Here is a 24,505-nt window from a genome sequence, read left to right on the forward strand (position 1 = left end):
TGCCTGTCTCAGTGATACGCGAAATGCCGTAGCATCGCAACCGTGGACGACGCGAAGACCCGTACCAGGCGGCAGATCCTTGAGGTGGCGGCCGGCATTCTCGAACGCGAGGGCGCCCAGGCGGTCTCCACCAGGTCGGTCGCCGCGGCGGCCGGTATCCGCGCCGCCTCCCTCTACCAGCTCTTCGGCGACAAGGACGGCCTCCTCTCGGCCCTGGCCATCCACGCCTTCGACATCTACCTGGCCGAGAAGCACACTCTGGCGCACACCGACGACCCGGTCGACGACATGCGCCGCGGCTGGGACATCCATGTCGACTTCGGCCTGCGCCACCCCGCGTTCTACCTGCTGATGTACGGCACCGATCGCCCCGGCCGCCGTCCGCCCGCCGCCGACGAGGCCAACGATCTCCTGCTGAGGTTCCTCGACCGCGCCGCCGCCGCCGGCCGTCTCCGGGTCCCGCCCGCCCTCGCCGCCCGCCTCCTGCTGGCAGCCGTCACCGGCGTCACCCTGTCGCTGATCGGCGTCCCCGCCGAGGACCGCGACCCGGAGATCTCCACGAGAATGCGCGACACCCTCGTCGTGTCCCTCACCACCGACCCGCCTCCGGCCGCGGACCCGGGCCTCGCCTCCCGGGCCCTCGCCCTCGATGCCGCCCTCACCACCGAGGACGGGACCGCCCTCCCCCTCCGCCCGACCGAAACCGCCCTCCTCCGCGACTGGCTCCACCAGCTCGCCCGCTGACCCGAACGGTCACACGGCCTGTCCGGCGCGTCCTCGATTCGCTGGACAGACCGCTCTCGCCCTCGCACTGATCGCTCAGTGCGGGACCGCGAAGCGCGCCGAACGCGCCAACTCCCTGACCAGGGAGGCGCGGTCAGCTTGTCAAGCACGCCTCCTTCGATGGCGACCGGTCAGGGCTTGGGCCAGAAGATCGTGCGCAGCCTCGTTGCGGACAACCGCTGCCCGCCCGCCAGGCCGTGTCTTCACAGTGACGTCGTCCGCCCGGAGCCGTAACCGCCGCCACCCGCGCAGGCGGCAGATCAAACACACCATCCCTGAACCCGCAAACCAGCGGGCCAGCCGAAAGCGCCGCGGTAGCGATGGAGGCCGGCCCGTCGGCTTCGACAAGTCGATCTACAAGCGCAGGAACGAAGTTGAGCGGACGATCAACGCCCTCAAGAACTTCCGTGCCGTGGCCACGAGGTTCGACAAGCGCGCCTATGTCTTTCAGGGCACCGTGACCGTCGCAGCCATCCGGCTCTCTGGCTTCGGGGGTAGATCCATTATCCCCGCGCGGGTAGGTGCCTGTCACCGTTCTCCGGAATGATCTTTACGCCGGATTTGCGCCTCTAGTCTTGCGGCGGACACAAAGCACGGATCCGACCTGGGAGTTGAGAGTGGCGCACGACATTGCCGCGCTGGCGGTGGAACTCACGGACATGGCTGCGGCCGATCACCGGTCCGCAGTCCGCGCGAACAGCGATGACCCCGCCGAGCAGCTGGCCTGGCGGCAGCTGACCGCACGGCACGGTGACCGGCTCGGCGAGATCATGGATGAGTACGGCTGGCCGACAGCGGAACGGGTCGGCGAGGAGGCCGCACGCGCGGCATGGCTGATCGCTCAGCACGCCGACCGGCAGCTCAACGTGCAGCGTCGTGCCCTCCAGTTGATGCGGCAGGCGGTGGCGGCAGGCTCGGCCAGCCCGCGCGAGCTGGCCTTTCTGCACGACCGCACGCTGGTCAATGAGGGCCGTAAGCAGGTCTACGGCACCCAGATCGCCGGCGTGAAGGACGGGGCACCGGTTCCATGGCCCTGCGAAGAGCCCGAGCGCGTGGATGAACTCCGTGCGGAGGTCGGCATCGAGTCCTTCGACGAGTACGTCGCCAAGTTCCCCATGGCCTGACGCCCCGTTCCCAGCCGTGTCCGGTGGATCACTGCCCCGGCTCACCCGCCGCGCAATGATCCGCCGGACAGGCCCTAGCCAGCTCCAGCAACGTGTACCTGGTGACGCTCGGCCCGGCGAGAGTGGCGACCCCTCGCGCCCCAGACCCGGTGTGCGCCGGTGACCGACCGCGGGCAGCCCCCCTGCGGCCTGCGCCACTCACGTCGGCTCCGGACGAAGCCTCACGCGGCACCGCCACCGCCCCTACGCCTTAACACGACTCCTCCAGGTATGTGCGCGCCAGCGCCCCGGCGCGCGTGAGCCAGTCGGTGAGTACGGCGATCTCGTCCGGCGAGTAGTCCGCGCAGAGCTCGGCGAGCAACGTGTAGTACGGCCCGTAGACGACCCGCACCCGCTCGGCGGCGGCTGGGACCGCGGTGACACGCACCCGGCGCCGGTCGGCGGGGTCCGCGTTGCGGACCACGAAGCCTCCGCGCTCCAGGCGGTTGAGGATGCCGGTCACCGCGCCCGTCGTGACGTGTGCGCGCCCGGCCAGGTCGCCGGCGGTGACCGGGGCGCCGTCGGCCTCCAGGACATGCGCGAAGCAGACGAGGTCCTTGACACTCAGCCCCAGATTCCGGGCGAACTCCTGACGGCCGACGAGGTTCGTCGCGACGAGATCGTCCAGCGCGCCGATCGCATCCGCGGCGGAGGCGGTGGGGCGGTGCTTGCCCTCCATTGATATTCCTTAGTACGTAAGATAAATTCCTCACTTGCTAAGTCATCATAAGGGCCAAGGGTGTTGGGAGGCAGGTACGTGAGTGGACACCACGACGAGGGGCACACCATCGCGGGATGGGCCGGGTCCGCCGTCGCCACGGTCGGGACCCTGGCCATCGGTGTCGGCGTCATCGGCTGGCGCCCGGGAATCTGGTTGGGACTAATAGCCCTGGTGGCGGCGGTGCTGATCACATGGGGCCTGCATCTCGCGGGTTGGGGCAAGCCGCCCAACCCGCGAAGCCCCGAACAGCGGGGACTCACAGTGCGGGACCACTCCGCGCGTGAGGGACACACGAACTGCCGCGGATGCCGACTGGCAGGACGGCGCGGCAGTGGGTACGGACAAGGACCCGCGTCCGGCCCGGCCTGACGCCGACCCGGCCGCGACGCTGTCCGTGTTGTGTTCCGATGCCGCACTCAACGATCCGTCGCTGCTGGGGGCCGCCAAGTCCCTCGACCACTACCTGGTCCACGGGTATGTCCACGGCACGAACGCGATCGTGATCGTGATCGGCAAGCCCGCCGAACCGTCCGTGGGAACGCGCACGGCGGTGACTTTCACAGCAGGCCCGGGGGTGCCCGACGGGCCCCGGTCGCCTGGTACCAACTGGCCCGTCCGGCAGGCGTTTACGCTTTCACGGGAATCTTGATCAAGATGGTGCGAGGAAGGGCGCTGCGTCATGCCTCGCACCGGCCCGAGTGCGAGGATGGGGTCAATGGCCGACGCGTTACGGGACAGCGGTATCCGTGTGGTGGTGATAGAGAGCATCCCCCTGGTTCTGGACGGCTTACGCTCCGCGCTCGAAAGCGGCGGGATCACCGTCGCCACGGGGACACGGGACCCGCACCTGGGCGAGCGGGCGGTCCGGGAGGCGAAGCCCGACGTGGTCATCGTCGACCTCGATCTGCCCGGTCGCGCCGGGGTCGGACTGCTCGAACGGCTGCGCCGGCAGCATCCGGCGGCCCGGCTGGTCGCCGCGGTGTCCCCCGAGCACGACGACGACGGCCTGCTGCTGACCACACTGATGGCGGGGGCCACGGGCTATCTGCTCAAGAACACGGAGACGGTGGATCTGCTGCGTACGGTGCGGGCCGTGCACCGCGGATACGTCATGCTGGGCCCGCGGACCGGTGGTGAACTCTCCGCCCTCCTGGTGCGCCTGGCGGAATCCCGTGGGAGGCTCCCGTTCCCCGCGCTCACGAACCGGGAGCGGGAGGTTCTGCGGCTGGTCTCGCTCGGCTACGGGAACCGTCGCATCGCCCAGGAACTGTTCATATCGGAGAAGACCGTGCGTAATTACGTCTCGGCCATCCTGCCGAAGATCCATGTCTCCAGTCGGCTGGAGGCGATCGTCTCCGCACGGCTGGCCGGCCTGGAAGCCACCGGCCCCGGCACGGGTACGGACGCGGGGACGGGTATGGGTCGGGGTACGGGTACGAGTACGGGCCTCGCCGGGGCGTAGCCCGTGGCCGGAGCAGCGGCGAGGCCCGTACCCGTACCGGCGACCTGCGACGGTCCGACCGGAGCGGGAGTGTTCCTGAGCGGGAGCGTTCCTGAGCGGGAGCGTTGTCCGCTGGAGCGCTATCCGCTGTGGGTGACGAGACCGGCGTCCAGGAGCCGGCGCAGACTCTCGCCCACCTGTCGCCCGGTCTCCTCCGAGCCGGCCGGGAGACCGGCCGCGCGGGCGTACGCCGTGCACACCGAGCCGAAGTCGCGCCCGTCGCAAAGGGAGTAGACCGTCCACGAGCGCGCGTTCAGCCAGTGCATCCGGGCCGACCCCGCGGTACTGACGACGAGTTGCCCCAGGCCGGGCAGGGCGCAAGCGTCCACCGGCCTGGCCTGCTGGAGAGCACCCTCCGTGGGAACCCCCGGCACCGGCGACGGGTCGGCGCGACGGGTCAGCGCCGTGGTCCGCGTCGGAATCCGCGCCGTCGTCCGCGCCGTCGTCCGGTCAGGGGGCTGAGGCGCGTCGTCGTCCACCAGGCGGAGCACGGTGAGGAGCCAGCGGGCGAACCGGTGCCCGTTCTCGGTCAGCGCGTGGTCCGGCAGGGACAGCACGCACTCCGCGAGATAGCGGGCCCGTTCCGCGCTGGTCCGGTATTCCCCGCTCCGGGCGGCGGGGGTGCCGGGGCTGGGCTCGTCCAGTTCCTCGGCCGAAGGGGGCGGCCCGAACCTCTCACGGACCGCTTCGCCCGCGGTGGCCGCGGCGGCCCGGAAGACCAGCAGATGCACATAGAAGTGCAGGGCCACGAACACGCGGATGAGCGTCCACCTGCCGATCCGCCACGGAATCGGGACACGCTCGTTGGGGTTCGCGACCAGGGCGCCAGTCCGGAGCGCGTCGAAGAGTTTGAGGTGGGCTCCCTCGTGGAGCAAGCTCTCCGCGGCGAGCCACGGGGAAGTGCAGCGTTCGGGCGCCAGCAGCACCGTGGAAGGGAGCGGATCGCCGCCGGACATGGACTGGAGGGGACCCTCCTCGCTCTCCCTGTGGGTGAACCCGACCATGGTGACGTGCCCGAGTACACCCGCCCCCGCGGACGGCAGCAGCGTCGCTAGGAGTTCCGCGCCCTCCCTCAGGACGGCACGGACATCGTCCGTCGGATCGACCGGTCCCGCCGCCCGGATGTCGCCGAGCGCGTCCCGGTACAGCTCCATGAGGCGCCCGGCCAGCGTCTCCTGCGCACTGTCACGCGGTGCCGGTTCGGTCATTATCCAGGCGTCCCCGAGACCGGGCCAGGCAGGCCGGTGCGGACGGGTGAGCGCTTCGCAGGGGCCCGTTCCCGTGGAGGACGGTGCGCCCGCCGTGGCGCCGGCCGCCGTGGCGCCGGCCGCGTAACCGCTCATATGGGCGAACGAACTGCGCCCGAGCCGGCCGCTCTCCAGTCGTACGAGGTCCACCTCGAAGCAGTTGCGCAGCACCGGGTCGTACAGCAGCGGACGAAGGTGTTCGTCGGCCGCCGCGGCCACCGCCCGCAGCGCCTTCTCCCCTTCGCCGTCATGCCGCGCCAGCATGGTCAGGCCCAGCCGGAACCGGGCGAGGTTGCGCTCGCCGATGGCGGCGGAGTCGCCGAACTGCCGGTCGGCGCAGAGCAGCGTGTCGGCCTGGGCCACCACGTCGGTGGCGGACGCGCCGGCGGAAGACAATGCGGACAACGACGGACCGTCCTTCGGGGTCAGACAGCGAACCTGGACGTGGAACACCGGCACCGGGCCCTTCTGCGGCCCGGTGCCGGACCGGAAGCGCCGTACGTCAGACGGTCGTCAGGGCCGCCTGGTAGGAGGGGAGCCAGGCGCGCTCCTCCGGCGCGTCGGTGGCGACCTCCGACGCCTCGTCGTCGAGGTAAGCGTCCGGAGCCAGTTCGGGGATCTCAATGTGGTCTACCAGCATGTCCAGTCCCTTCGGTCGTTGGTGCGCGAAGCGGTCCCGGGCAGGCTTCGCCACGGGCGCATCATTCTCCGGCACCCCGTGTCCCGCACTGATGGGACCGTTGTCCCGAATGTTGTCCCGCGGCCCGCCGGTCACAACAGCGGGCTTACGCTCCAGGCGTAACGGCGGAACCGGGTCACGGCCCGTCCAGCACACTCCTCCCGTGACCTCCGACTCGGCTTCCGACGCAGCCTCCGACGCGGCCTCCGTCCCCGCCCGGGAAGAGCGTGCCACTTACGGGGACGTGCTGGCCGACCGGCGATTCCGGCTGCTGCTGGCCACCCGGACCCTGACGATCGCGGCCGACGCGCTGCGCATCATGACCCTCTCGGTGCTGGTCTTCGCGACGACCGGTTCACCCCTGCTGAGCGCCCTGACGTTCGGTATCGGCTTTCTGCCGCAACTCGTCGGCTCCTTCCTGCTCGGCTCGCTCGCCGACCGGGCACGCCCGCGCCGCCTTGTGATCGCGGGGCACGGTCTCCAGTGTCTGACGGCCGCCGTGATGGGGGTGGCACATCTGCCGGTGGCGGCCATCCTGGTCCTCCTCGCCGCCGTCGCCGGGCTGACCCCCGTCTTCAGTGGTGTGACCAACCGGCTCGTCGCCGAGACGCTCACGGGTGACGCGTATGTCCTGGGACGCTCGCTGTCCAATATCTGCGCGTCCGCGGCCCAACTGCTGGGCCTGGCGGTCGGGGGCGCCGCGGTCGCTTTCCTGGGTCCGCGGAGCACGCTGCTGTGGAGCGCGGGCGCCTATCTGATCGCCGCGGTCGCCATCCGCGTACGGCTGCCCGACCTGCCCGCACCCAACCTGCCCGTACCCGAGCCCGTACCCGAGCCCACACCCGAGCCCACACCCACACCCGCACCCGCACTCGCACCCGAGCAGGCGGCAACGGAGCAGGCGGAACCAGAGCGGGCGCCGCGGCAAGGACAGCGACGCGGCATGGGGTCGATACTGCGCCACAGTTGGTACGGCAGCACCAAACTGCTCGCCGACCGGAGGGTCCGGGCGCTGCTGCTCGCCCAGTGGCTGCCGCCCATGCTCGTCACCGGTGCCGAGAGCCTGATCGTCCCGTTCGTGAGCGACAACCGCATGCCGGACGGTTCGACCGGACTGCTGCTCGCCTGCCTGCCGGTCGGAATGCTCGCCGGTGACCTGGCCGTCGGGCGGTTCGTCCGGCCCGCGACACGGGAACGCCTGGTCCCCGCGCTGGTGGTGGTCCTCGGCCTGCCGCTGGCCGGCTTCGCGCTGAACCCGCCGTGGGTCGTCTGCGCCGTCCTCCTCCTCGTCACCGGAACCGGATTCGCCTACGCACTCGGACTCCAGCGCCCTTTCCTCGAAGCGGTCCCGGAGGCCCGCCGCGGCCAGGCGTTCGGGCTGCTCTCCGCCGGGCTGATGTCCGTGCAAGGGGTGGGACCGGCGGTGTTCGGGACGGTCGCCGAGTTCACCGACGTGGGTATGGCGATGGCGCTTGCCGGTCTGGCGACTGCCGGTCTGGCGACCGTGTGTGTGGCGGGAGGCATGGCCGGGCAACGCGCGGGAGGCGGCGGCCGGTAGAGCCGCGCGTCAGCGGGCCACGGCCGGTGCGGGTGCAGGTGTCGGTGCCGATGCGTGGGTCGGTGGAGGTGCCGGTGCCGGTGCCGGCCCCCGCTGAGGACCGTACCGCCTGTGCGTCTCCAGACGGACTCAGCCGTCCAGCCCGGCCTCCCGCCTGCGCCGCCGCAGCACGTAGTCGCTGAAGAGGTGCCGGCTCCGGTTGAGCAGTTCCCCCACCTCCGCGTCGCGGCCCCGCATATCCGCCGACGGATGCCAGCGCTGCACGGACTGCCCTGCCCAGGTGCGCAGCTTCATATCGGGGTCCTCCAACAGTCCGACCGCCGCCCGCAGCGCCACGACCCCGTCGCGCGCGTCGAGCAGCCGGAACGCGGCGAGCCGGAGGTGCCGCGGCCGTTCGGGCCTGGTGCGTTCGAGTAGCCAGTCGGCGGGCAGTTCCTTTGCCGACGGCAGCAGGGCAACGGCCGTCTCGCGCACGACACCGGCGGCGGGGTCGTCGAGGAGTGGCCGCAACCGCTCCGCGTCCGCGCGGTCCAATACCCGCAGCCCCGCCACCGCCCGCGCCCGCACCCCGGCCGCCGGGTGCGTGAGCAACGGCCACAGCAGCCCGGCATCCGCACGGTGCCCGCACTCGGCCAGCCCGATGACCGCACCGGGCGGCAACTCGGGGTCGTCCGGTGCCGTGCACCGCTGCCGGTACCAGCCCACCGGGTCACCTCCAAGCTGTCGTACGACATACCGGGCGCACGCGCGCACCAGCGCGGACCGGTCGCTGAGAAACGACTCCGCCTGCTCCGCCCGCCCCGCCCGCCGCAGCGCGGTGACGCCTGCCGAACGGGTACGGGGGCTGCGCGCGGTCAGCAGTGGCCGCAGCACATCCTCGTACGCCTCCTCGTCGCGCAGATCCGTGAGCGCCGCCGTGGCACACAGGTCCTGGACCAAGGTGTCCTCGTCCTGGGCGGCCACGCGGGCCAGCTCGGCGGGGCGGAGCAGCCGGCTGTCGACGGCCAGCCGGTACACGAACCGCCGTACGGTGCGGTCGGGCGCGGTGAAGAGAGCTGCGAGCCGCGCGTGGGATGCCCGGCGCAGAACATCCCCCAGCACCTCGACGCCGAAGGCACCTCTGTCCCGGCGGCCGACGCGCAGGATCAGCGGTGCGAGGTCGACGGCGGAATCCACGTCCAGGACCTCGCGCAGCAGCAGCCGGGCGCACTCGCGCACCGGGCCGGCCCAATCGGCGCAGCGGATCACGATCAGCGGCAGCAGACCGGGGTATCGGGACGACCGGCACACCGCCTCCTGACGGATCCGCCCGTCGCGGTGGCAGAGGGCGAGTGCGAGCCGAGACTCGCCGAGCTGCGTCAGGTCGCCGGGCAGCGGGGCGGAGTGCTCCCACTCCGGCAGGAACCGCGAGTGGTACCGGACCGCCTCACGCACTCCCGCGTCCAGCGCGAGCCAGTCGCCGGGGTCGGCGCCGTCGAGCGTGCTCCGAAGCGGCGCGCCTTCCGCGAGCCGCACCGCTGCCACTGTCCCGTCCCCGGTGTCGATACGCATTCCCGCCCCTCCCCAGAAGCCGTACCGGGTGATCGCAGGGTGCCGGGTGCAGGCAGGGCGCGCGAAATACGGCTCCTGAATCGCTGGAGGCAACCGGTCGAAACCCTGCCCACCTGCGCCTGTTCTCGCTTGGTGGGCGGGACCTCAACTCCTGACGGCCTCCGCGATCCGCAGGGCGGCCTGGGCGGGCGTGAGGTACGTGGTGTCGACGACCTCTGCCTCGCGGTGCAGCCACGTACGGGCCGCCTCGGCGTAGGGCTCAAGGTATCGGAGACGGAACGGGGAGTTGGGGCCGAGAACGGTATCGCCCGCGATGCGCCCGCGGAGGGTGTCCTGGTCGGCATGGAGGACGAAGTGCCGGACCGCAATGGCATGCTGGGCAAGGCCCGAGCTGATCTCGCGCCAGTACTGCTCGACCAGGACAGTCATGGGCATCACCAGAATGCCGCCGGTGTAGTCGAGTACGCGGCGGGCGGTCTCGACGACGAGTGACCGCCACGGCGGCCAGTGCTGGAAGTTGTCCGTCGCGGGCAGCCCCGGCGTGATGTCCATGAGTGTCTCGCCGACCTTCTCGGCGTCGAACACCCGTGATTCCGGGATCAACTGCTGCACGAGTGCACTGGTCGTCGTCTTGCCTGCGCCGTGGGTGCCGTTGAGCCATACGATCATGGGACTCGACGCTAGTGGATCCGGCGCGGCCGGGACCGGACTCCGCCGACGCGGTCACCGCCGCCGGATCGACCACTCCTTTCGGCCGCTTCGGCACCTCCGAGGAAGCCGCCGCCTCGGCCCTTTACAACGGAGCGTCCGACTGCCGGGATGCCGGGATCGAGAAGGCGGCGAACGCACCGTCCAGCAGTGTGCCGAGGTCTTCTTGGCCGCCGCTCGCACTCCACTGTCCGAGGACGATCCACAAGCATTCGAGCGCCGCCGCGACGCGAACGTTGGCGATAACCGCCGGCCCGTCGGCCGAGGAAGCTGTCTCCTGGAGTCGGGCAACGATCCCTGGCCGCCATTCGGCCTGCTTCTCCCGGAGCCGTGCGCAGAGGGCTGGGGTCTCATCGATGAGGCCGAGGATCGTCACGAGTTCCTGGACGTCGCGCACGAGGAACGTCACGGCTGACTCCAGGGCGTTGCGCAGCCTGTCCCAGTCGTCCTGGTCGGCCCCGCCGGCATCGAGGGCGTCGGCGATGACGTCACCGACAGGGTCGAAGACGAACAGGACCACGTCTTCCTTGGTGCCGAAGTAGCGCAGGAAGGTGCTCCGCGACACCCCGGCGGCTTCGGAGAGGTCGGCGAAGGTGACCTGGTTGAAGCCGGTGAGGCAGAACCGGTTGAACGCGACGCGGGCCAGCTCTGCTCGCACCGCGTGGCGGCTGATCTCACGGGTACCGACTGGCGCTGCGCTCATGGGGACGAGTGTACTCCGACACACTCGTTTGCTTCTTCGGGTATGGGTTTCTAACCTGACACTCGGTGTCAGCCGCGATGCTGAGATTCGCGACGCTGTCCCCAGCAAGCGGCCCGTTCACGGGCCGTCCCTTACCGCGAAATGGAGCCACCTCATGAGCTACGAAGACCTTCCCGCCCTGACGATCGACGTCTCGGACGGGGTCGCGACGGTGACAATCGATCACCCGCCGCTCAATCTGATGGACGCGGTCCTCCTGCCGTCACTCCGGGCATTCGTCGCGCGCGTGCGCGACGACGCCGACGTCCGCGTCATCGTCTTCGAGAGTGCTGACCCGGAGTTCTTCGTCGCGCACGGTGACATGGCCTACCTCACCGACCCTGACGCGCTGCCTACAGCCACTCGCGCCGCGATCGCGGCCGCACCGGACTCGGCCGTCCCCGAGGGCCTGAACATCCTCCAGGCGATGAGCGAGGAGGTCCGCTCGCTGCCGCAGGTCACCATCGGCAAGCTGGCGGGCTTCGCGCGCGGCGCGGGCAATGAGTTCCTCATGTACCTGGACATGCGATTCGCGGCGATAGGCAAGTCGGGGCAGGGGCAGCCGGAGTCTTTGATGGGGATCCTCCCAGGGGGCGGCGGCACGGTGAACATGACGCGCCTGGCGGGCAGGGCCCGAGCGCTGGAGCTCATCCTCGGCGCCGAACTCGTGGGCGCGGAGCTCGCGGAACGGTATGGCCTGATCAACCGTGCGCTGCCCGCCGCGGAACTCGACGCGTTCGTCGACACTCTTGCCCGACGGATCGCCGGCCTGCGGCCGGAGGTGCTCTCCGTCACCAAGGCCGCGGTCGACGCGGTCGCACCGCCCATTCCTCACGCGGCGTACGCCATTGAGAACGAGGGCCTGTTCGCGGCGTTCGGCGATGAGGTCACCGAGCTCGCCCACAAGCTGCTCGCGGCCGGTATCCAGACCCGCGAGGGCGAACGGGACCACGAGCGCATCGCCAACAGCATCTGAGTGCCCAGGCTCTCGCCATCCGTGCGCAGAGGCTCCGTGGGAGTTCCTCAGCCATTGCCGGCACGCTCGTTGCCGAGTGGTCAGGTCGTGGTTCGCGGGGCTTGTCGGGAACACGACCGGCTGAAGCGCCGGAAACGGCGGGCAGGGGAGGAGTGGAGGAGCAAGTAGCCGTAAGCCTGACAACGCTGTTCGGCCGCGCGGATAGGCGCGGTCGGGGAGGTAGGTAGAGGTAGGTAGCCGAGTGGGCACAGGTCCCGTTGATCATGGAGTTGCCGACGCCCCGTGATCACCGAGGAGTCCTGTGCCTGCGCTTCCGTCATGGCTGACCGAGCCGCTCCGGGACCAATTCGCGGTCCTGCCGCCCGAGCGGCCGGAATACCACCCGGACCATCCACTTGGCTGCCACCGCCGACGCGTCAGCGACCGGATCACCTCCGACAAGATGCCCCAACCGCTGCGCTTCGGCTGTTCGTACGAGGCGATCGCCGACACGACGTGCTCCGCCACCACGATCCGCAGCCGCCGCGACGAATGGATACGACCGGACGTCTTCGCCCGACCCAAGCAGATCGCCAGTCGGCGCCGGCACGGCGAACGCACCCATGCATGGCAGAACGCCTTCCACCGGCTCGCCCGCTGCTACGAGCGGCGCGCCCCCGTCGTCAACGCATTCTTCGACCTCACCGACACGATCATCACCGTGCGCAGCCTGATCCGACGAGCATGGATGACTCACCGCTGGGACGAACGCCCGAACCGCCGACCATGACCGCACCCCTTTCCGCGCCACCGCTTAGGCAACCAGCCGTGAGCCGCGTCCCGTTCGGCTGATGCCCGCGGTGAGCGCGGCCGGGGACGGCCCGTACGGATGTCTCCGTATCCGCACGAGGTATCCGCACGAGGTATCCGTACGAGGTATCCGTACGAGGTATCCGTACGAGCCGTTCCCTGCCGCGTCCCCTCAGAGACGTGTGCGGACGAGGCCGATGAGCTTTTCCGCGGTCGGACGGTCGGATTCGTCCGTCACGCTGGTCACGACCTGAAGCGTGCAGGCACGGTCGCCCACGACGAACTCGGCCAAATTGCCGGAGCCGAAGGTTATTCCGTCGGAGCCGGAAGCCGACTGGTCCGGAACGGCCGTGCCGGGCGATCCGATGCTCAGGGTGATCGAGTGGTAGGTCTCGGGGTTCTCCCACCGACACACGCTCTCCCCCACCCCGGCATCGGGCCGGCCACCGTCGTTCCGGCCGATGACCGGTGTGACCTCGGCGGGTCTGAACAGTGTGCACGCGTCGACCTTCTTCTCGGCCGGCGCCGCGCCATCCGGTTCTTCGGGCGCCGAGGCAGCGGGAGAGCTGTCGCCGGGAGCCCGCGTGGCGGTGTCCGTGTCTGTGTCCGAGCCGCAGGCGGCCAGCGTCGGCACCAGCAAGAACACCAGACAGGCCACGGCCAGAGATGAACGCTTCACGATGGGTCCTCCAACAAGTCTGTTATGTGACATCAGGTGGTGAGGCGGGCACGGTGCGAAGGAGGCGGAGAGGGGTCGGTGCCGATCGCTCGGACCGATCAGCGACGCGGTCGGCTCCGGACCCGCGACTCGGCGCCGCGACCCGGACAACCTCAAGGACGGTGCCCTCCGGGGCGCGGGTTGCGGCAGCGCGTGCCAGTTACGTGCGGGAACTGTCACCGGACCGCCACCGCGCCCCAGTTGGCGGGGCCCGGTGCCACACAGGTCAAAGGGAACTCCGTCCCTCTCCCCCAGGGCCGCCCGAGCCCTGTCCGGTCCACCCGTGCGTCAGGGCGCGTCGGGCCGTGCGTCAGGGCGCGTCGGGTCGGTCCGTGGTGGGTGGCGTCGGCGGTTCGTCCCGCCCGCCCTGAGTGGGGAGGGTGACGGTGACGGTGGTTCCTGTTCCGGGGGCGGAGGAGACGTGCACGGTTCCGTGGTGGGCGCGGACGATGGCCTGGACGATGGCGAGGCCGAGTCCGGAACCACCGTGAGCGCGGCCGCGGCCGGCGTCGGCCCGCCAGAACCGGTCGAAGACACGCGCGAGGTCTCCGGCGGGGATACCCGGGCCGTGGTCGGTCACCCGGATCCGCACGTGGGTCGCCGTCGGTTCGACAGTGACGCCGATCGTGGTGCCGGACGGGGTGTGCTGGATCGCGTTGCCGAGAAGGTTGTTCAGGACCTGCTGAAGCCGGGGCTGGTCACCGTGCACGGAGGCGGGCACGGGTGCGTTCAGGTCGATGACTCGGTCCGGTGCCACGACCTGGGCATCCTGGACGACGGCGCTCGCCGGCCGCCTCAGGTCGACCGGCCGGGAGTTCAGGGGGCGTCCGGCGTCGAGCCGGGCGAGCAGCGAGAGCTCCTCGACCAGCAGACGCATTCTGCCGACCTCGCCGTCGACCCGTTCCAGGGCCCTGTCGAGATCGGCGGGGGCGCTGAGGCCGCCCTGGTTGTAGAGGTCGAGCCAGCCGGAGATCGTGGCCAGTGGTGTACGCAGTTCGTGCGAGGCGTCGGCGGCGAAGTCACGGATCTGGGTCTCGGCGCGGGCCTGGGCATCGAAGGCGTTGTTGACGGCGACGGCGAGCCGGTCGGTCTCCGTGTGCGCTCCGTGGACGGGCAGACGTTCATCGCGGGCACCGGAGGCGATGTCATCGGCCGTGTCGGCCATCCGCCGCAGCGACCGCAGGCCGATCCTGAGGATGAGCAGTGCGACCGCCCGCGCGACCGCTACGGCCGGCAGCGCCGTGGCGTTCGCCGGACTGACCGTGATCATCGCGCTGGCCGGGCTGACGGCGGTCTGGCCGGTGACCGCGATATCAGCGCCGTTCCGCGCCGCGAGGAGCGCGACACGGTCCCGCAGCACGGTGACGAGTTCGGCGGTCGCCGGGTCACGGGGTCCGGTGTCCGGGATGACCTGTACGCGCGCGGCGGCTCCGTCGCCGGAGTAGTCGACGGGGCTGACCCGCGCGATGCCCTGGACCCCGGCGAGATCCTGGGCGACCTCCTGGCCGGTGGTCTTCAGCGTGCCCGACGGCGCGTTGGTCACCAGCACCATGAGGGGACCGTTGGCGCCGGGGCCGAAGGCGTCACCGATCTTGTCGTAGGTCTGCCGCACGGCGGCCGACGCCGGTTCACTCCCGTCGTCGCTCAGGGCGAGCTGAAGCCGCGTGGCGGGAAGAGCGAGCGCGGCAAGGGCCAGGGTGACAGTGATGACCACCCGCCACGGACGGCGCACCGCACCCGCGACCCAGCGCGCCCCCATCGACGGCTTGCCCATGGGATCCGCGGCATCCCGCATACGCGCCTCGGCACGCGAGCCGGGCTTCGGACGCAGTCTCTCCCCGGCGAGCGCCAGCAGAGCGGGCAGCAGCCCCAGCGACATCACGACCGCGACGGCGACCGCCGCCGCTGCGCTCAGGCCCATCGAAGTGAGCACCGGAACCCCGGCCACCGTCAGCCCGGCCAGTGCGATGATCACGGTCAGTCCGGCGAACGCCACGGCGCTGCCGGCCGTAGCGGTCGCGCGGGCGGCCGCGTCCTTCACACTGCGGCCCTGTGCCAGTTCCGAACGGTGGCGCGAGACGATGAACAGGGCGTAGTCGATGCCGACCGCGAGGCCCAGCATGATCGCGAGCGTCGGTGCCTTGTCCGAGACGCTCAGGACCGAGGACAGACCCATCAGCCCGGTCATGCTCGCCACGACCGCGATCAGGGCGGTGAGCAGGGGCATGCCCGCGGACAGCATGGAGCCGAAGGTGATCACCAGGACCGCGAGCGCGACAAGCACTCCGACCCCTTCCATCGGCCCGACCGGAGGACTCGACTCCTTGTAGGCGTCGCCGCCGAAGAGCACCTCGATACCCGCGGCGCGGCTGCCGGCGGCCGTGTCCTTGAGCGCGTTCAGATCGTCGGCGGGGACGTCCTCGTCCTTGGACACGGAGAACTCGACCTGGGCGACAGCGGTCCTCGCGTCCGGTGTCACCGTCCGGCCGCGCATCGGGTCACTGACCGAGGTGACACCGGGAACGGTGGCCGCGGCGGACAGCGTCCGCTTCAGCGCGGCGGCGTTCCCCAGATCCTTGAACGAGCTGCCCTCGGGCGCCTCGAACACGATCTCGGCGCTCTGCCGGACGGAGGAACCGAAATGGTGGTCCATCCTCTCCAAGGCGCTCTGCGCGGCCGACCCCGGGATGTCCGACCTGGAATCGAAACTCCCCGCGAAGGCAACCCCGAGCGCGGCGATCGCGGTGACGACGAGCAGCCATACGGTCAGGACCGTACGGCAGCGGCGTACCGCGAACACCCCCCATCGATGAAGCAGCACAGCCATGATCACAGCCCATTTCGGTCAGAGGCATCAGCGAAGCCCTCATGAAAGCTGTGCGGCTTGACGACACCACCCCCCTCACCCTGACGATTCCTTGACGGTTCCGAGCACTTCCACGGAGACACCGTCCGCCCAGGACCGGCACCCGCACCGTCATCCAGTGCGACCTCCAGATCCATGAGATGCAGGCGGGGTCGGACTTCCAACTCGGCACTGAAGACGAGGACTTCGTCATCGCGACGGCCACCACCCGCCCGGTCAAGCTCGGCCGACCGTTCACCCGCTGGTCGCTGCGCAAGCTGGTCGCCCACCTGCGCAAAGTGCACGGCCGGGTGATCCGCGTCGGCCGCGAGGCGTTACGTGGTCTGCTCGCCCGCCGCGGTAAGGGAGAAGGGCATCCGCCGGGGCGGGCGCCGGCGGGCGAGGCATTCACCGGGAAGGCCAACCGCCTGTCATCACGGCCTCATTTTGGCGTCTTGAGCATCTCCAGAAGGATGCGCTGCAGCTCGGTGCGGTCCTGCGGGGTAATCCTCGCCAGCCTGCGGTCGAACTCCGCCGCGAGCGCTGAGAGCGCGCGGTCCCGCGCCGTCTCGCCCTCGGCAGTCAGGATGAGCCGATGCCGCCGCAGGTCCTCGTCGTCGATCTCGCGCCGCATGAACCCCTTTGCGACGAGGTTGCGGACGTAAACCGTCACGCTCGCTTTAGGGATCATCAGCGCCGCAGCGAGTCCGGCAGGGTACGGCGACGCGGCCACCTCTGCCAGCACGAAGAACTCCTTCGTCTCCAGCCCGAGCTCGGCCAGTTCAGCGCTGCAGGCATCCATTACGACGCTCAGCAGACGCTGGTTCAGCGTCCACAGCTGCGCCCCGTCAACCGCCACGCAAGCCCCTCCATCCGTCCAGGTGGTACAGTTCTGAATTAGTTCCGAACTGTACCGCATGGTGTTTCGTACTGGACAGTTATGGAACAAACATCTACGTGAAGGTGCCAGCAGATGCTTCAGCACATCATGATCCCGCGCGGACCGATCGATCTCGCGGCCGACCTCTACCTGCCCGACAACATCGACGATGCGGCGCCGCTGCGCGCCGTGGTGCTCTCCACGCCCGGCAGCAGCGTGAAGGAGCAGATCGGCGCGAACTACGCATCCCGCCTCGCCGCCTGCGGCGTCGCGGCGCTCGTGTTCGACCCCGCCCATCAGGGTCGTAGCGGCGGAGAGCCCCGCGACCTCGAAGACCCCTACCGCCGTGGCGAAGACATCTCCTACGCGATCGACGCGCTCAGCACGATCCCCGGCATCGCCCCGGAACGCATCGGCGTCCTTGGCATCTGCGCCGGCGGAGGTTACGCAGTGCACACCGCCCGCACGGACCATCGCATCAAGGCGGTCGGCACGGTCGTCCCGGGCAACATGGGCACGTCGTTCCGCAGCTTCCAGCCGGATGGCGCGGCGGCCGCACTCGACACCATGGCTGACGCGCGCATCGAGGAGACCCACTCCGGCGAGCTGACCCGCGTGAACTGGCTGCCCGACACCTTGGAAGAAGCCACAGCGGTCGGGCTGACCGATATCGACACGACCCAGGCAGTCACCTATTACCGCACCGAGCGGGGCGGCCACGCACACTCCACGAACCGCCGTCTCGCGCGCGGGGACTCGCTGCTGCTGGGCTACGACGCGTATCACCTGGTCGACCAGCTCATGACGCAGCCGCTGCAGGTCGTCCTCGCCGGACGCATCGGCAACACCGGCTCCTACGAGTCCGGCATGCGGTTGTGGAAGCTGGCACCCAACCCGGTCGACCTCATGGTGATCGACGGCGCCGGCCACTACGAGATGTACGACGAGCCCGAGTACGTCGACGCCGCCGTCGAGCGGCTCAGCAACTTTTATCTGAACAACCTGTAAATCAACCAACTCGGTGAACCTATACAGTCACGGCACCAGACGCCCGGCCCCACCCGGTGCACGACCTTCCGTTCCAACATCGGCGACGAACAGATCGCCGACCCGGGCACGTTCCGCACCGACCTGTGCGACGGCGTCGTCTTCGGTGTCACCGAGACGGGCGAGAACGCGGGCAACCGCGCGGGGCGTACCAGTACCGTCACGGATCTTGCCGACGGTGTTGTTGTGGGTGTCGTACGAGTACGGCCACCCCAGCGAGGCGTCAGGCACGGTCAGCGACAGCGCGCCGAGCATGTCCCGGTACTCGTCCCCGTGTCGGTCGACGTTGATGTCCCCGGCCACGACGACCATGTCGCCGCCCGGCACCATGCCGCTCCTCTCCTTGGCCGCGATGTACGCGTTCATCTGCCGCAACTGCCCCAGGCGGATCTGCCGTGCGGTCTTGTAGCCGACGGCGGACCCGCCGCAGGGGTAGAGGCCCTCACCTTGGGCGGTGTCGGCCTGCGGATGCGTGCCGAACACATGGACGTTCGCACCGCCCACCACGATCCGGGCGTACGCGAAGCCCTTGGCCGACTGATGGTCCCACCCGTGGCCCTCGGGAAACTCGGCCTCCGCCTTGCAGGTGATCCTGTGTCTGCTGACGATCGCCACACCGCCGTCCTCCAAGGACTCCGAATGGTGCGGCTCGTCCCAGTCCGGTGAGTTCCGGCCGATCACCGTTGGGCCTGTCTGTTCCGGAAACACGGTCAGGTCGCTCGGAGGAAGCCGGCACCGCCGACAGGGGCGCCGGCAGCGACCGCGACCACCATCGACACCACCGACATCGCCGACACCTCACGGGCCACGGCGCTCCCGCCCTACGCGGAGAGTGTGTCCTTCCCGGCCCCGCCCGTGGGAGCCGGGGTCAGGACTCGGGTGAGCCAGTCGTTACGTGTCCGGCGCGCCCCGGCGGAGACCGCGGCCCGCGGGTACAGCGCGTCGAATCCGTGGAAGCCCCCCGCCCAGATGTGCAGTTCCGCCTGGCCGCCCGCCGCCCAGATCCTGGTGGCGTAGTCGACGTCCTCGTCGCGGAAGACCTCCGCCGAGCCGGCGTCGACATAGGTGGTCGGCAGACCCGAGAGATCGTCGGCCACCGCGGGTGAGATATAGCCGGGCACCCGCTCGTCCTCGCCGGGCACCCGCTCGTCCTCGATGCCGCCGAGGACCGATCGCCAGCCGAACTCGTTCATCTCGCGGGTCCAGACCCCGGGCGTGCCGGAGTACTGATGGCTGGAGGTGGTGATGTTGCGGTGGTCGAGCATGGGGCAGATCAGGACCTGGGCGGCGATCGCCGGGGTGCCGCGGTCGCGTGCCATCAGGGTGACCCCGGCGGCGAGACCGCCGCCGGCGCTGGCGCCCGCGACGACGATGCGGGCGGGGTCTATGCCCAGTTCGTCGGCGTGTTCGGAGATCCAGAGCAGACCCTGGTAGCAGTCGTCGACCAGGGTCGTGCCGGTGGCCTCCGGCGCCAGCCGGTAGTCGACGGAGATGACGACCGCGCCGAACAGGTCGAGCCACTCAAGCGGGATGTCGATCTGCGAGAAGCGGTCCCCCATGACCATCCCGCCGCCATGCATCCAGTAGACGCACGGCGCCCCGGTGGAGCTGTCGGTTCCGGCGGGGCTGAAGATCGACAGCGGAATCCGCGCGCCGTCCGCGGCGGGGACGGTGACCTCGCGCCGCTCGACCGCGCGACCCTCGAGAAGCGGCTCGACCGGCATCGATGAGAAGGGGCGGATCTGTGCGAGCGCCTCGGCGTCGAGGTCGGACCGGAGGGGCATGTCGGCGAGCAGCGCGCGCAGTTCGGGGTCCAGGTCGGGTCGTATCGGAGTCACGGTGGACACCTTTCGTCGGGTTGTGCCGGGTGTGAAGTGATCAGGGAAGGACCGGTCGGCCGGTGGGCCGCCGGGCCGCCGGGCCGCCGGGCTGCCGAGGCTCAGAAAGCGGCCTTGCCGCGGACCGGTACGTAGTCGGTGTACGCGGACTCCTTGGCCAGCAGTCCGCCGATCCGCGCCACGATGGCCTGGGCGGCCTCGCCGGCGAAGATCCGGTGGTGGTCCTCCTCGCTGGTCCAGCCTTCGGTGACATGGACGACATCGGGGTCCGACGCGGAACGGGAGACCAGGTAGACGACGCAGTGTTCGCTCGCGCCGGGGCTGCCCTCGTTCAGGCCGGTCAGCAGCAGTTCGACCAGCTGATCACCCATTCCGGGCTTGGCGGTCAGGGTGGCGTTGAATCCGTAGTTGCTGGTCATGACTACCTTCTTCTGCGGGAGAGCGGATTGTGGACATGCGGTCCTGGAGCGGGAGCCCAGTAGCTTGCTCCTGGATTCCGGTGACTCCATTCAACCGGCGTGACCTGCGGAAACGGTAGAACGATGCTCGCTGGCGCTTGCACGATCCTCTCCGGTTCGAGAGCGGGTGTCCGGCGGTGTGCTGCAATTGAGGCATGCATCTCGACGAGCTCCGTACCCTGCTGACCCGGCACGCGCGACCCGACTGGACCACCGCCATCGACGGCGTACTCATCTCGAAGGTCGAGCGGTCCGATCCGCCGGCGCCCTCGATGTCCGGCACGGTGCTGGCGGTCATCGCGCAGGGCGCGAAGCGCCTCGCGCTGGGCAACCGTGTGTTCGAGTACGGCGCCGGGCAGTACCTCGTCGCCTCGGTCGACCTGCCGGTCACCGGCCAGTTCACCGAGGCCAGTCCGGAGTACCCGGCCATAGGGTTCGGGCTCACGCTGGAACCGTCCGCCGTCGCCGAACTGCTCTTGCAGGCCGGGCCGGGAGAAGCCCCCCGCGCCGGCGGGAGCGCGGTGTCGGGCATCGCCGTCAGCGACGCGCCGGACGCGCTGCTCGACGCCGTGGTCCGGCTGCTGCGCCTGCTCGATGAGCCCCGGGACCGGACGGTGCTCGCGCCGCTCGTCAAACGCGAGATCCTGTGGCGGCTGATCACCGGTGAGCAGGGCGGCATCGTGCGCCAGCTCGGTCTCGCCGACAGCAGTCTCAGCCATGTCGCACGGGCGGTCCGGTGGATCCGCGACCACTACGCGCAGCCGTTCAAGGTCGAGGAGGTGGCGCGGCTGACCGGCATGAGCGTTTCCGCCTTCTACCGCAACTTCCAGGCGGTGACCGCGATGAGCCCTATCCAGTTCCAGAAGCAGATCCGGCTCCAGCAGGCCCGGCTGCTGCTGGCCACCCACCCCAACGATGTCACCGGGGTCGGTCATCGCGTCGGCTACGACAGCCTGTCGCAGTTCAGCCGGGAATACCGCCGCCAGTTCGGCGCACCGCCCAGCCAGGACGCCACCGCCCTGCGCCACACCGTGCCCGCCGCCGCAGGCGTACTTCCCTGATGTGACGGGGCTTCAACCGGGCCTTGACGTAACGGGACTTCGACCGGGCGTGCCCCGATGCGGAGGAGAACCGTGCCCCGGCCCTGGGGCGGGTCCTGCCCCGGCCTACCGGTCGTCTGCGGTCAGGCCCGCCGCCCAGGCGCGTACGGCGGACCGGACGACGGTGTCCGTGTTCTCGCCGGTGGCGAAGTGGGGCCCCTCCGGTCTCGGTACCGACATCCAGGCCAACCACGCCGCCGACCCGTTCTCCTGGATGCGGGTGGCCCTGCACGCCGAGAACGCCCACCGCCACCAGGCGGCGCTGGACTCGCCGTACGGCACCGGCGCGCTCGGCGATCCGCATCTGAGCCCGCGTGACATGCTCCACCACGCGACGCTCGGCGGCGCCGAGGTGCTGGGACTCGGGTCGGTCACGGGGTCGCTGGAGCCGGGCAAGGCCGCCGACCTCGTGCTGCTGCGCACCGACGGGGTGCACCAGCGGCCGGTACTCGACCCGATGGCGACGATCGTGCTCCATTCGCGGGCCTCGGACATCGACACGGTCCTGGTCGGCGGCACGATCGTCAAGGAGCGCGGACACCTCACGGGAGAGCGGTCCGCGCGGGCGGTGCGGGAAGCCGAAGGTGCCTGGGAGCGGCTGGAGCCCCGTATCGAGGCGCGCGGCGGCCGGCTGCCGGAGAAGCCGGAGGGGCTGCTGCGGCGGATGGCGCAGGCAGCGGTGGCCAACGCGCCTGCCTGGGCGTCGGATTCCGGCGAGGGCGGTACGTCATGAGCGGGGGCCTGACCGAGCACAGCAGCGATGAGCCGACCGGCGGGCCGGGAGGAACGCGCTGGTGGCGCACCGAAGCTCTGCTATGTCGACAACCTCGAAGCCTGGTCGCTCAACGAGACCACCGTCAACTGGAACTCGGCTCTGGCCCGGGTGTCCGCGTTCGCGGCAGACGTGGCAGGCCGCCCATGACGGCGAGCCCGCGGCTGCCGGTGATTCGGCAGCTCAGTGACCGTGTGTCAGAGCTGGGTGATACGTATGGGCCCATGGATACCACTGAGTCCCTCCTGTCCTCCGCCGATCACTCTGCCGAGACCGCGTTCGAACTCGGTTGCCAGGCCCTGGAGTCGGGGGACCGGGAACGGGCGCGCGACTTGTTCGAGGAGGCGGTTCGCGGTTCCGGCCCGCAGATGCTCTGGCGCGTGGCCGAGGCATGCCTGGAAACCCTCCAGAGCGCGTTCTGGATGAGCCGGGCCGTGGTCTCGGAGAGCGAACCGGGCGGCATCACGGTGGACCCGGGCGCGCTGCGTATCCTCGGCGGCGATGACGGCGAGATGTTTCAACAGCACTGGGAGATCGCCGTCGAGTCGAGCGACCCTGCCCGTGCGGTCACGGCGCTCACCGCCGCGAGACGCCGTCTTACATGCGTGTTCGAGGACGGCCGCGAAGTCCCGCCGGAGGAGGCCGAGGATGTCATGACCGACACCGACCTCTACAGCCCCAACTTCGTCGCCGTCGACGACACGGTCCCCCGCGTGTGGATGGACTGCAAGGGCGGGATGTTCCCGCACATGGCCCGGACCGCGCTGCGCATCGTGGCAGACGAACTACGCAAGGCGGGGATACGGCAAGCACACCTGTTCACCCGTCCCATATCAGACCTTTCGGACAGCTAGTGCGGTGACCGACAACACCCGAATCGGGGCGAGGCCGGTGTTCCGGTGTTCACGAGAACACCCGCGGCCTACGCTCTGACGCGGAGACCGGACGGCAGACGAGTCGTCAGGTGCGGCGCCAGCGGGTGGGGATGGCCGGATGCGTGGGGTGGATGAGGCGCTTGAGCGGGCCGGCGCGGATGAGACCGTGGTGCGGGAGTGGCTGCGGGGGCTGACGTGCAATCCGGCCTTGCCTGGAACGGTGCTTGAGCGGCTGCTGGAGTTGGAGGAGCTGCCGGTGCACCGGTTGTGGCTCACCTTGCGCCCGCTCGACGAGGAAGCGACTGCCATCGCGGTGGCGTCGTCGCGGATGCGGCACCGGGTGGGCGTCGCGGAGAATCCGACCGCGGATGTCGATGTGCTGGCGCGGCTCGCCTACGACGTGGAGCCCCGGGTCCGGTTCGTGTACGCGGTCCTGCTCTCCGAGTTCAGACGGCCGAGCCCCCCGGAGGCGCTGGCGGCGCTGGCCGGGGATACGGACCCGAAGGTCCGGCGGGCGGTCACCAGTGCTCCGGGGTTACCCGTTGCCGTTCAGCACCGGCTCGTTGAGGACGAGGACCCTGGTGTCCGGGCCGGAATGCTGACCCGGAAGCTGTGGGAGCGGCTCCCGGAGCCGGTACGGGAGCGGCTGCTCGACGATCCCTCCCCGCAGGTGCGCGAGAAGATCGCCGAACTCTTCCGGACGAAGGAGGAGCCGGAGGCACTGACGGCCGAGGCGCGGGTGGTCCATGCGAACACATACGTCCGGCAGGAGGCCGCCGGTGATCCGGAGGTCCCGCTCGCGCTGGCACTGCGCCTCGCCGAGGACCCTGAGAACGAGGTCCGGCTCGCCCTGTCGATGCGGGAGGACCTGACCGAGGAGCAGCGCGCCTCGGTCCCGTACCTGGTGCCGGACTGGTGTCCCCAGCCGAGCTGGATCCAGGAGCGGGCGGCGGATCCCGGGACGGCACGGCGGATCGCCGCGTCGGCACACGTCGGGCTGCGGCGGGCGCTGGCCACGCAGCCGCATCTGCCGGCCGACGTGCTGGCGCGGCTGGCCGCGGACGAGGACCCGGGAGTGCGGCGCAACCTCTGCACCGACCGCCAGGACACGCCACATGAGCTGCTGGTGGAGGTGTACGCCACGGCACAGGACCGGAACTGGTCGGTCCTGCGCCACCACCGGAACTTCGCCCGGCCCGGTCTCGCCCGGTTCGCAAACGATCCCAATCCCCGGCTGCGGCACGCCGCGCTGGACGACCCGGAAGCCGGCCCGGAGCTGCCGCTGCGACTGGCCGACGACCCGGACGTCGGAGACTGGGCGGTACGGGACCCCAGGCTCCCCGCCGGTGAGCTGCTGCGGCGGCTCACCCTGCCGGACAGCGCGTTCGCCGCCGCGGCCAATCCCGCGCTGCCACCAGCCGTGATGCACCAGCTCGTCGACCTCGCGCAGGACCGGTAACCCACTCACCGGTGCCAAGCCCACCGCTCGGCAGCGCGTTCGCTGACCGTGGTCGTCACTGGCCGCTCCAGGCCCCGGTGAGGTCCTGTCCGGCC

Annotated in this window: 26 protein-coding genes and 2 pseudogenes; 16 read left to right on the forward strand and 12 right to left on the reverse strand. The window is 70.2% G+C overall.

Going from position 1 to position 24,505, the window contains the following annotated elements; genetic code table 11:
* The first annotated feature begins 42 nt into the window (after nucleotides 1-42).
* From OG214_RS05605 to OG214_RS05615, 3 genes and pseudogenes are all read left to right on the forward strand, one after another.
* Nucleotides 43-744: a TetR/AcrR family transcriptional regulator gene (locus OG214_RS05605; protein ID WP_405983985.1), complete on the forward strand. Its 702-nt coding sequence runs from the start codon at nucleotides 43-45 to the stop codon at nucleotides 742-744.
* A 265-nt stretch (nucleotides 745-1,009) separates the two neighbouring features.
* Nucleotides 1,010-1,330: pseudogene (locus tag OG214_RS05610) on the forward strand (hypothetical protein); the annotation flags it as partial.
* 70 nt (nucleotides 1,331-1,400) lie between these two features.
* Entirely contained in the window at nucleotides 1,401-1,907 is a 507-nt protein-coding gene (locus OG214_RS05615) for a DUF6624 domain-containing protein (RefSeq protein WP_405983986.1), read from the forward strand.
* A 250-nt stretch (nucleotides 1,908-2,157) separates the two neighbouring features.
* On the opposite strand, the gene OG214_RS05620 is transcribed toward OG214_RS05615, so the two are convergent.
* On the reverse strand, nucleotides 2,158-2,625 hold the full coding sequence (locus OG214_RS05620) for a MarR family winged helix-turn-helix transcriptional regulator (RefSeq protein ID WP_405983987.1): 468 nt from the start codon (nucleotides 2,623-2,625) through the stop codon (nucleotides 2,158-2,160).
* Nucleotides 2,626-2,703: 78 nt separating this feature from the next.
* Between OG214_RS05620 and OG214_RS05625 the strand changes: the two genes are divergently transcribed.
* The 3 genes from OG214_RS05625 to OG214_RS05635 all read left to right on the forward strand — a co-directional run bounded on the left by OG214_RS05625 (nucleotide 2,704) and on the right by OG214_RS05635 (nucleotide 4,129).
* Complete coding sequence (locus tag OG214_RS05625; RefSeq protein ID WP_405983988.1) at nucleotides 2,704-3,036, forward strand: HGxxPAAW family protein; 333 nt, start codon at nucleotides 2,704-2,706, stop codon at nucleotides 3,034-3,036.
* The gene (locus OG214_RS05630; protein WP_405987716.1) at nucleotides 2,948-3,316 is read left to right on the forward strand and encodes a hypothetical protein; all 369 of its coding nucleotides are present in this window, start codon (nucleotides 2,948-2,950) and stop codon (nucleotides 3,314-3,316) included. Before OG214_RS05625 ends, OG214_RS05630 begins: the two co-directional genes overlap by 89 nt.
* Nucleotides 3,317-3,382: 66 nt before the next feature.
* Nucleotides 3,383-4,129, forward strand: a complete 747-nt coding sequence (locus tag OG214_RS05635) for a LuxR C-terminal-related transcriptional regulator (RefSeq protein WP_405983989.1) — start codon at nucleotides 3,383-3,385, stop codon at nucleotides 4,127-4,129.
* A 119-nt stretch (nucleotides 4,130-4,248) separates the two neighbouring features.
* Here OG214_RS05635 and OG214_RS05640 read toward each other — a convergent pair whose 3' ends face one another.
* Nucleotides 4,249-5,820, reverse strand: a complete 1,572-nt coding sequence (locus OG214_RS05640; RefSeq protein WP_405983990.1) for an aKG-HExxH-type peptide beta-hydroxylase — start codon at nucleotides 5,818-5,820, stop codon at nucleotides 4,249-4,251.
* Between the two features lie 97 nt (nucleotides 5,821-5,917).
* Nucleotides 5,918-6,109: a hypothetical protein gene (locus OG214_RS05645; RefSeq protein ID WP_363083153.1), complete on the reverse strand. Its 192-nt coding sequence runs from the start codon at nucleotides 6,107-6,109 to the stop codon at nucleotides 5,918-5,920.
* A 148-nt stretch (nucleotides 6,110-6,257) separates the two neighbouring features.
* On the opposite strand from OG214_RS05645, the gene OG214_RS05650 reads away from it, so the two are divergent.
* Nucleotides 6,258-7,652, forward strand: a complete 1,395-nt coding sequence (locus OG214_RS05650; RefSeq protein WP_405983991.1) for an MFS transporter — start codon at nucleotides 6,258-6,260, stop codon at nucleotides 7,650-7,652.
* 129 nt (nucleotides 7,653-7,781) lie between these two features.
* On the opposite strand, the gene OG214_RS05655 is transcribed toward OG214_RS05650, so the two are convergent.
* The 3 genes from OG214_RS05655 to OG214_RS05665 all read right to left on the reverse strand — a co-directional run bounded on the left by OG214_RS05655 (nucleotide 7,782) and on the right by OG214_RS05665 (nucleotide 10,614).
* On the reverse strand, nucleotides 7,782-9,203 hold the full coding sequence (locus tag OG214_RS05655) for a HEAT repeat domain-containing protein (protein WP_405983992.1): 1,422 nt from the start codon (nucleotides 9,201-9,203) through the stop codon (nucleotides 7,782-7,784).
* 144 nt (nucleotides 9,204-9,347) lie between these two features.
* Nucleotides 9,348-9,872: an ATP-binding protein gene (locus OG214_RS05660; RefSeq protein WP_405983993.1), complete on the reverse strand. Its 525-nt coding sequence runs from the start codon at nucleotides 9,870-9,872 to the stop codon at nucleotides 9,348-9,350.
* A gap of 124 nt (nucleotides 9,873-9,996) precedes the next feature.
* Complete coding sequence (locus OG214_RS05665; RefSeq protein ID WP_405983994.1) at nucleotides 9,997-10,614, reverse strand: TetR/AcrR family transcriptional regulator; 618 nt, start codon at nucleotides 10,612-10,614, stop codon at nucleotides 9,997-9,999.
* A 154-nt stretch (nucleotides 10,615-10,768) separates the two neighbouring features.
* Here OG214_RS05665 and OG214_RS05670 point away from each other — a divergent pair, with 154 nt between their 5' ends.
* Together OG214_RS05670 and OG214_RS05675 are read left to right on the forward strand one after the other, a co-directional pair.
* Nucleotides 10,769-11,629, forward strand: a complete 861-nt coding sequence (locus OG214_RS05670; protein ID WP_405983995.1) for an enoyl-CoA hydratase/isomerase family protein — start codon at nucleotides 10,769-10,771, stop codon at nucleotides 11,627-11,629.
* A 301-nt stretch (nucleotides 11,630-11,930) separates the two neighbouring features.
* Complete coding sequence (locus OG214_RS05675) at nucleotides 11,931-12,398, forward strand: hypothetical protein (protein WP_405983996.1); 468 nt, start codon at nucleotides 11,931-11,933, stop codon at nucleotides 12,396-12,398.
* Between the two features lie 192 nt (nucleotides 12,399-12,590).
* On the opposite strand, the gene OG214_RS05680 is transcribed toward OG214_RS05675, so the two are convergent.
* Nucleotides 12,591-13,097 carry a DUF3558 family protein gene (locus tag OG214_RS05680; RefSeq protein ID WP_405983997.1) on the reverse strand — a complete coding sequence of 169 codons (507 nt, stop codon included), beginning with the start codon at nucleotides 13,095-13,097 and terminating at the stop codon, nucleotides 12,591-12,593.
* 349 nt (nucleotides 13,098-13,446) lie between these two features.
* Nucleotides 13,447-15,963 carry an MMPL family transporter gene (locus tag OG214_RS05685; protein ID WP_405983998.1) on the reverse strand — a complete coding sequence of 839 codons (2,517 nt, stop codon included), beginning with the start codon at nucleotides 15,961-15,963 and terminating at the stop codon, nucleotides 13,447-13,449.
* A gap of 200 nt (nucleotides 15,964-16,163) precedes the next feature.
* On the opposite strand from OG214_RS05685, the pseudogene OG214_RS05690 reads away from it, so the two are divergent.
* Nucleotides 16,164-16,343 (forward strand): annotated as a pseudogene (locus OG214_RS05690) (IS630 family transposase); the annotation flags it as partial.
* An 80-nt stretch (nucleotides 16,344-16,423) separates the two neighbouring features.
* On the opposite strand, the gene OG214_RS05695 reads toward OG214_RS05690, so the two are convergent.
* Nucleotides 16,424-16,840, reverse strand: coding sequence for a MarR family winged helix-turn-helix transcriptional regulator (locus tag OG214_RS05695; protein ID WP_405987434.1), 417 nt, complete (start codon nucleotides 16,838-16,840; stop codon nucleotides 16,424-16,426).
* A 114-nt stretch (nucleotides 16,841-16,954) separates the two neighbouring features.
* Here OG214_RS05695 and OG214_RS05700 point away from each other — a divergent pair, with 114 nt between their 5' ends.
* Nucleotides 16,955-17,869: an alpha/beta hydrolase gene (locus OG214_RS05700; RefSeq protein ID WP_405983999.1), complete on the forward strand. Its 915-nt coding sequence runs from the start codon at nucleotides 16,955-16,957 to the stop codon at nucleotides 17,867-17,869.
* Between the two features lie 27 nt (nucleotides 17,870-17,896).
* Here the strand turns inward: OG214_RS05700 and OG214_RS05705 are convergent, their stop codons facing one another.
* From OG214_RS05705 to OG214_RS05715, 3 genes are all read right to left on the reverse strand, one after another.
* The gene (locus OG214_RS05705) at nucleotides 17,897-18,589 is read right to left on the reverse strand and encodes an endonuclease/exonuclease/phosphatase family protein (RefSeq protein WP_405984000.1); all 693 of its coding nucleotides are present in this window, start codon (nucleotides 18,587-18,589) and stop codon (nucleotides 17,897-17,899) included.
* 140 nt (nucleotides 18,590-18,729) lie between these two features.
* Entirely contained in the window at nucleotides 18,730-19,746 is a 1,017-nt protein-coding gene (locus OG214_RS05710; protein ID WP_405984001.1) for an alpha/beta hydrolase, read from the reverse strand.
* Between the two features lie 101 nt (nucleotides 19,747-19,847).
* Nucleotides 19,848-20,165, reverse strand: a complete 318-nt coding sequence (locus OG214_RS05715) for an antibiotic biosynthesis monooxygenase (RefSeq protein ID WP_363085160.1) — start codon at nucleotides 20,163-20,165, stop codon at nucleotides 19,848-19,850.
* A gap of 194 nt (nucleotides 20,166-20,359) precedes the next feature.
* Here OG214_RS05715 and OG214_RS05720 point away from each other — a divergent pair, with 194 nt between their 5' ends.
* From OG214_RS05720 to OG214_RS05740, 5 genes are all read left to right on the forward strand, one after another.
* Nucleotides 20,360-21,265 carry an AraC family transcriptional regulator N-terminal domain-containing protein gene (locus OG214_RS05720; RefSeq protein ID WP_382857290.1) on the forward strand — a complete coding sequence of 302 codons (906 nt, stop codon included), beginning with the start codon at nucleotides 20,360-20,362 and terminating at the stop codon, nucleotides 21,263-21,265.
* A gap of 163 nt (nucleotides 21,266-21,428) precedes the next feature.
* On the forward strand, nucleotides 21,429-22,037 hold the full coding sequence (locus OG214_RS05725) for an amidohydrolase family protein (protein WP_405984002.1): 609 nt from the start codon (nucleotides 21,429-21,431) through the stop codon (nucleotides 22,035-22,037).
* A gap of 27 nt (nucleotides 22,038-22,064) precedes the next feature.
* A complete protein-coding gene (locus tag OG214_RS05730) occupies nucleotides 22,065-22,226 on the forward strand; it encodes a hypothetical protein (protein WP_405984003.1) in 162 nt (53 codons plus the stop codon).
* A 74-nt stretch (nucleotides 22,227-22,300) separates the two neighbouring features.
* Nucleotides 22,301-22,930 (forward strand): hypothetical protein, encoded by a 630-nt coding sequence (locus OG214_RS05735; protein ID WP_405984004.1) that lies wholly within the window; start codon nucleotides 22,301-22,303, stop codon nucleotides 22,928-22,930.
* Between the two features lie 139 nt (nucleotides 22,931-23,069).
* Nucleotides 23,070-24,410: a hypothetical protein gene (locus tag OG214_RS05740; RefSeq protein WP_405984005.1), complete on the forward strand. Its 1,341-nt coding sequence runs from the start codon at nucleotides 23,070-23,072 to the stop codon at nucleotides 24,408-24,410.
* The last annotated feature ends 95 nt before the right edge of the window (nucleotides 24,411-24,505 follow it).

Source organism: Streptomyces sp. NBC_00872 (assembly GCF_045161915.1).
Lineage (GTDB): Bacteria > Actinomycetota > Actinomycetes > Streptomycetales > Streptomycetaceae > Streptomyces.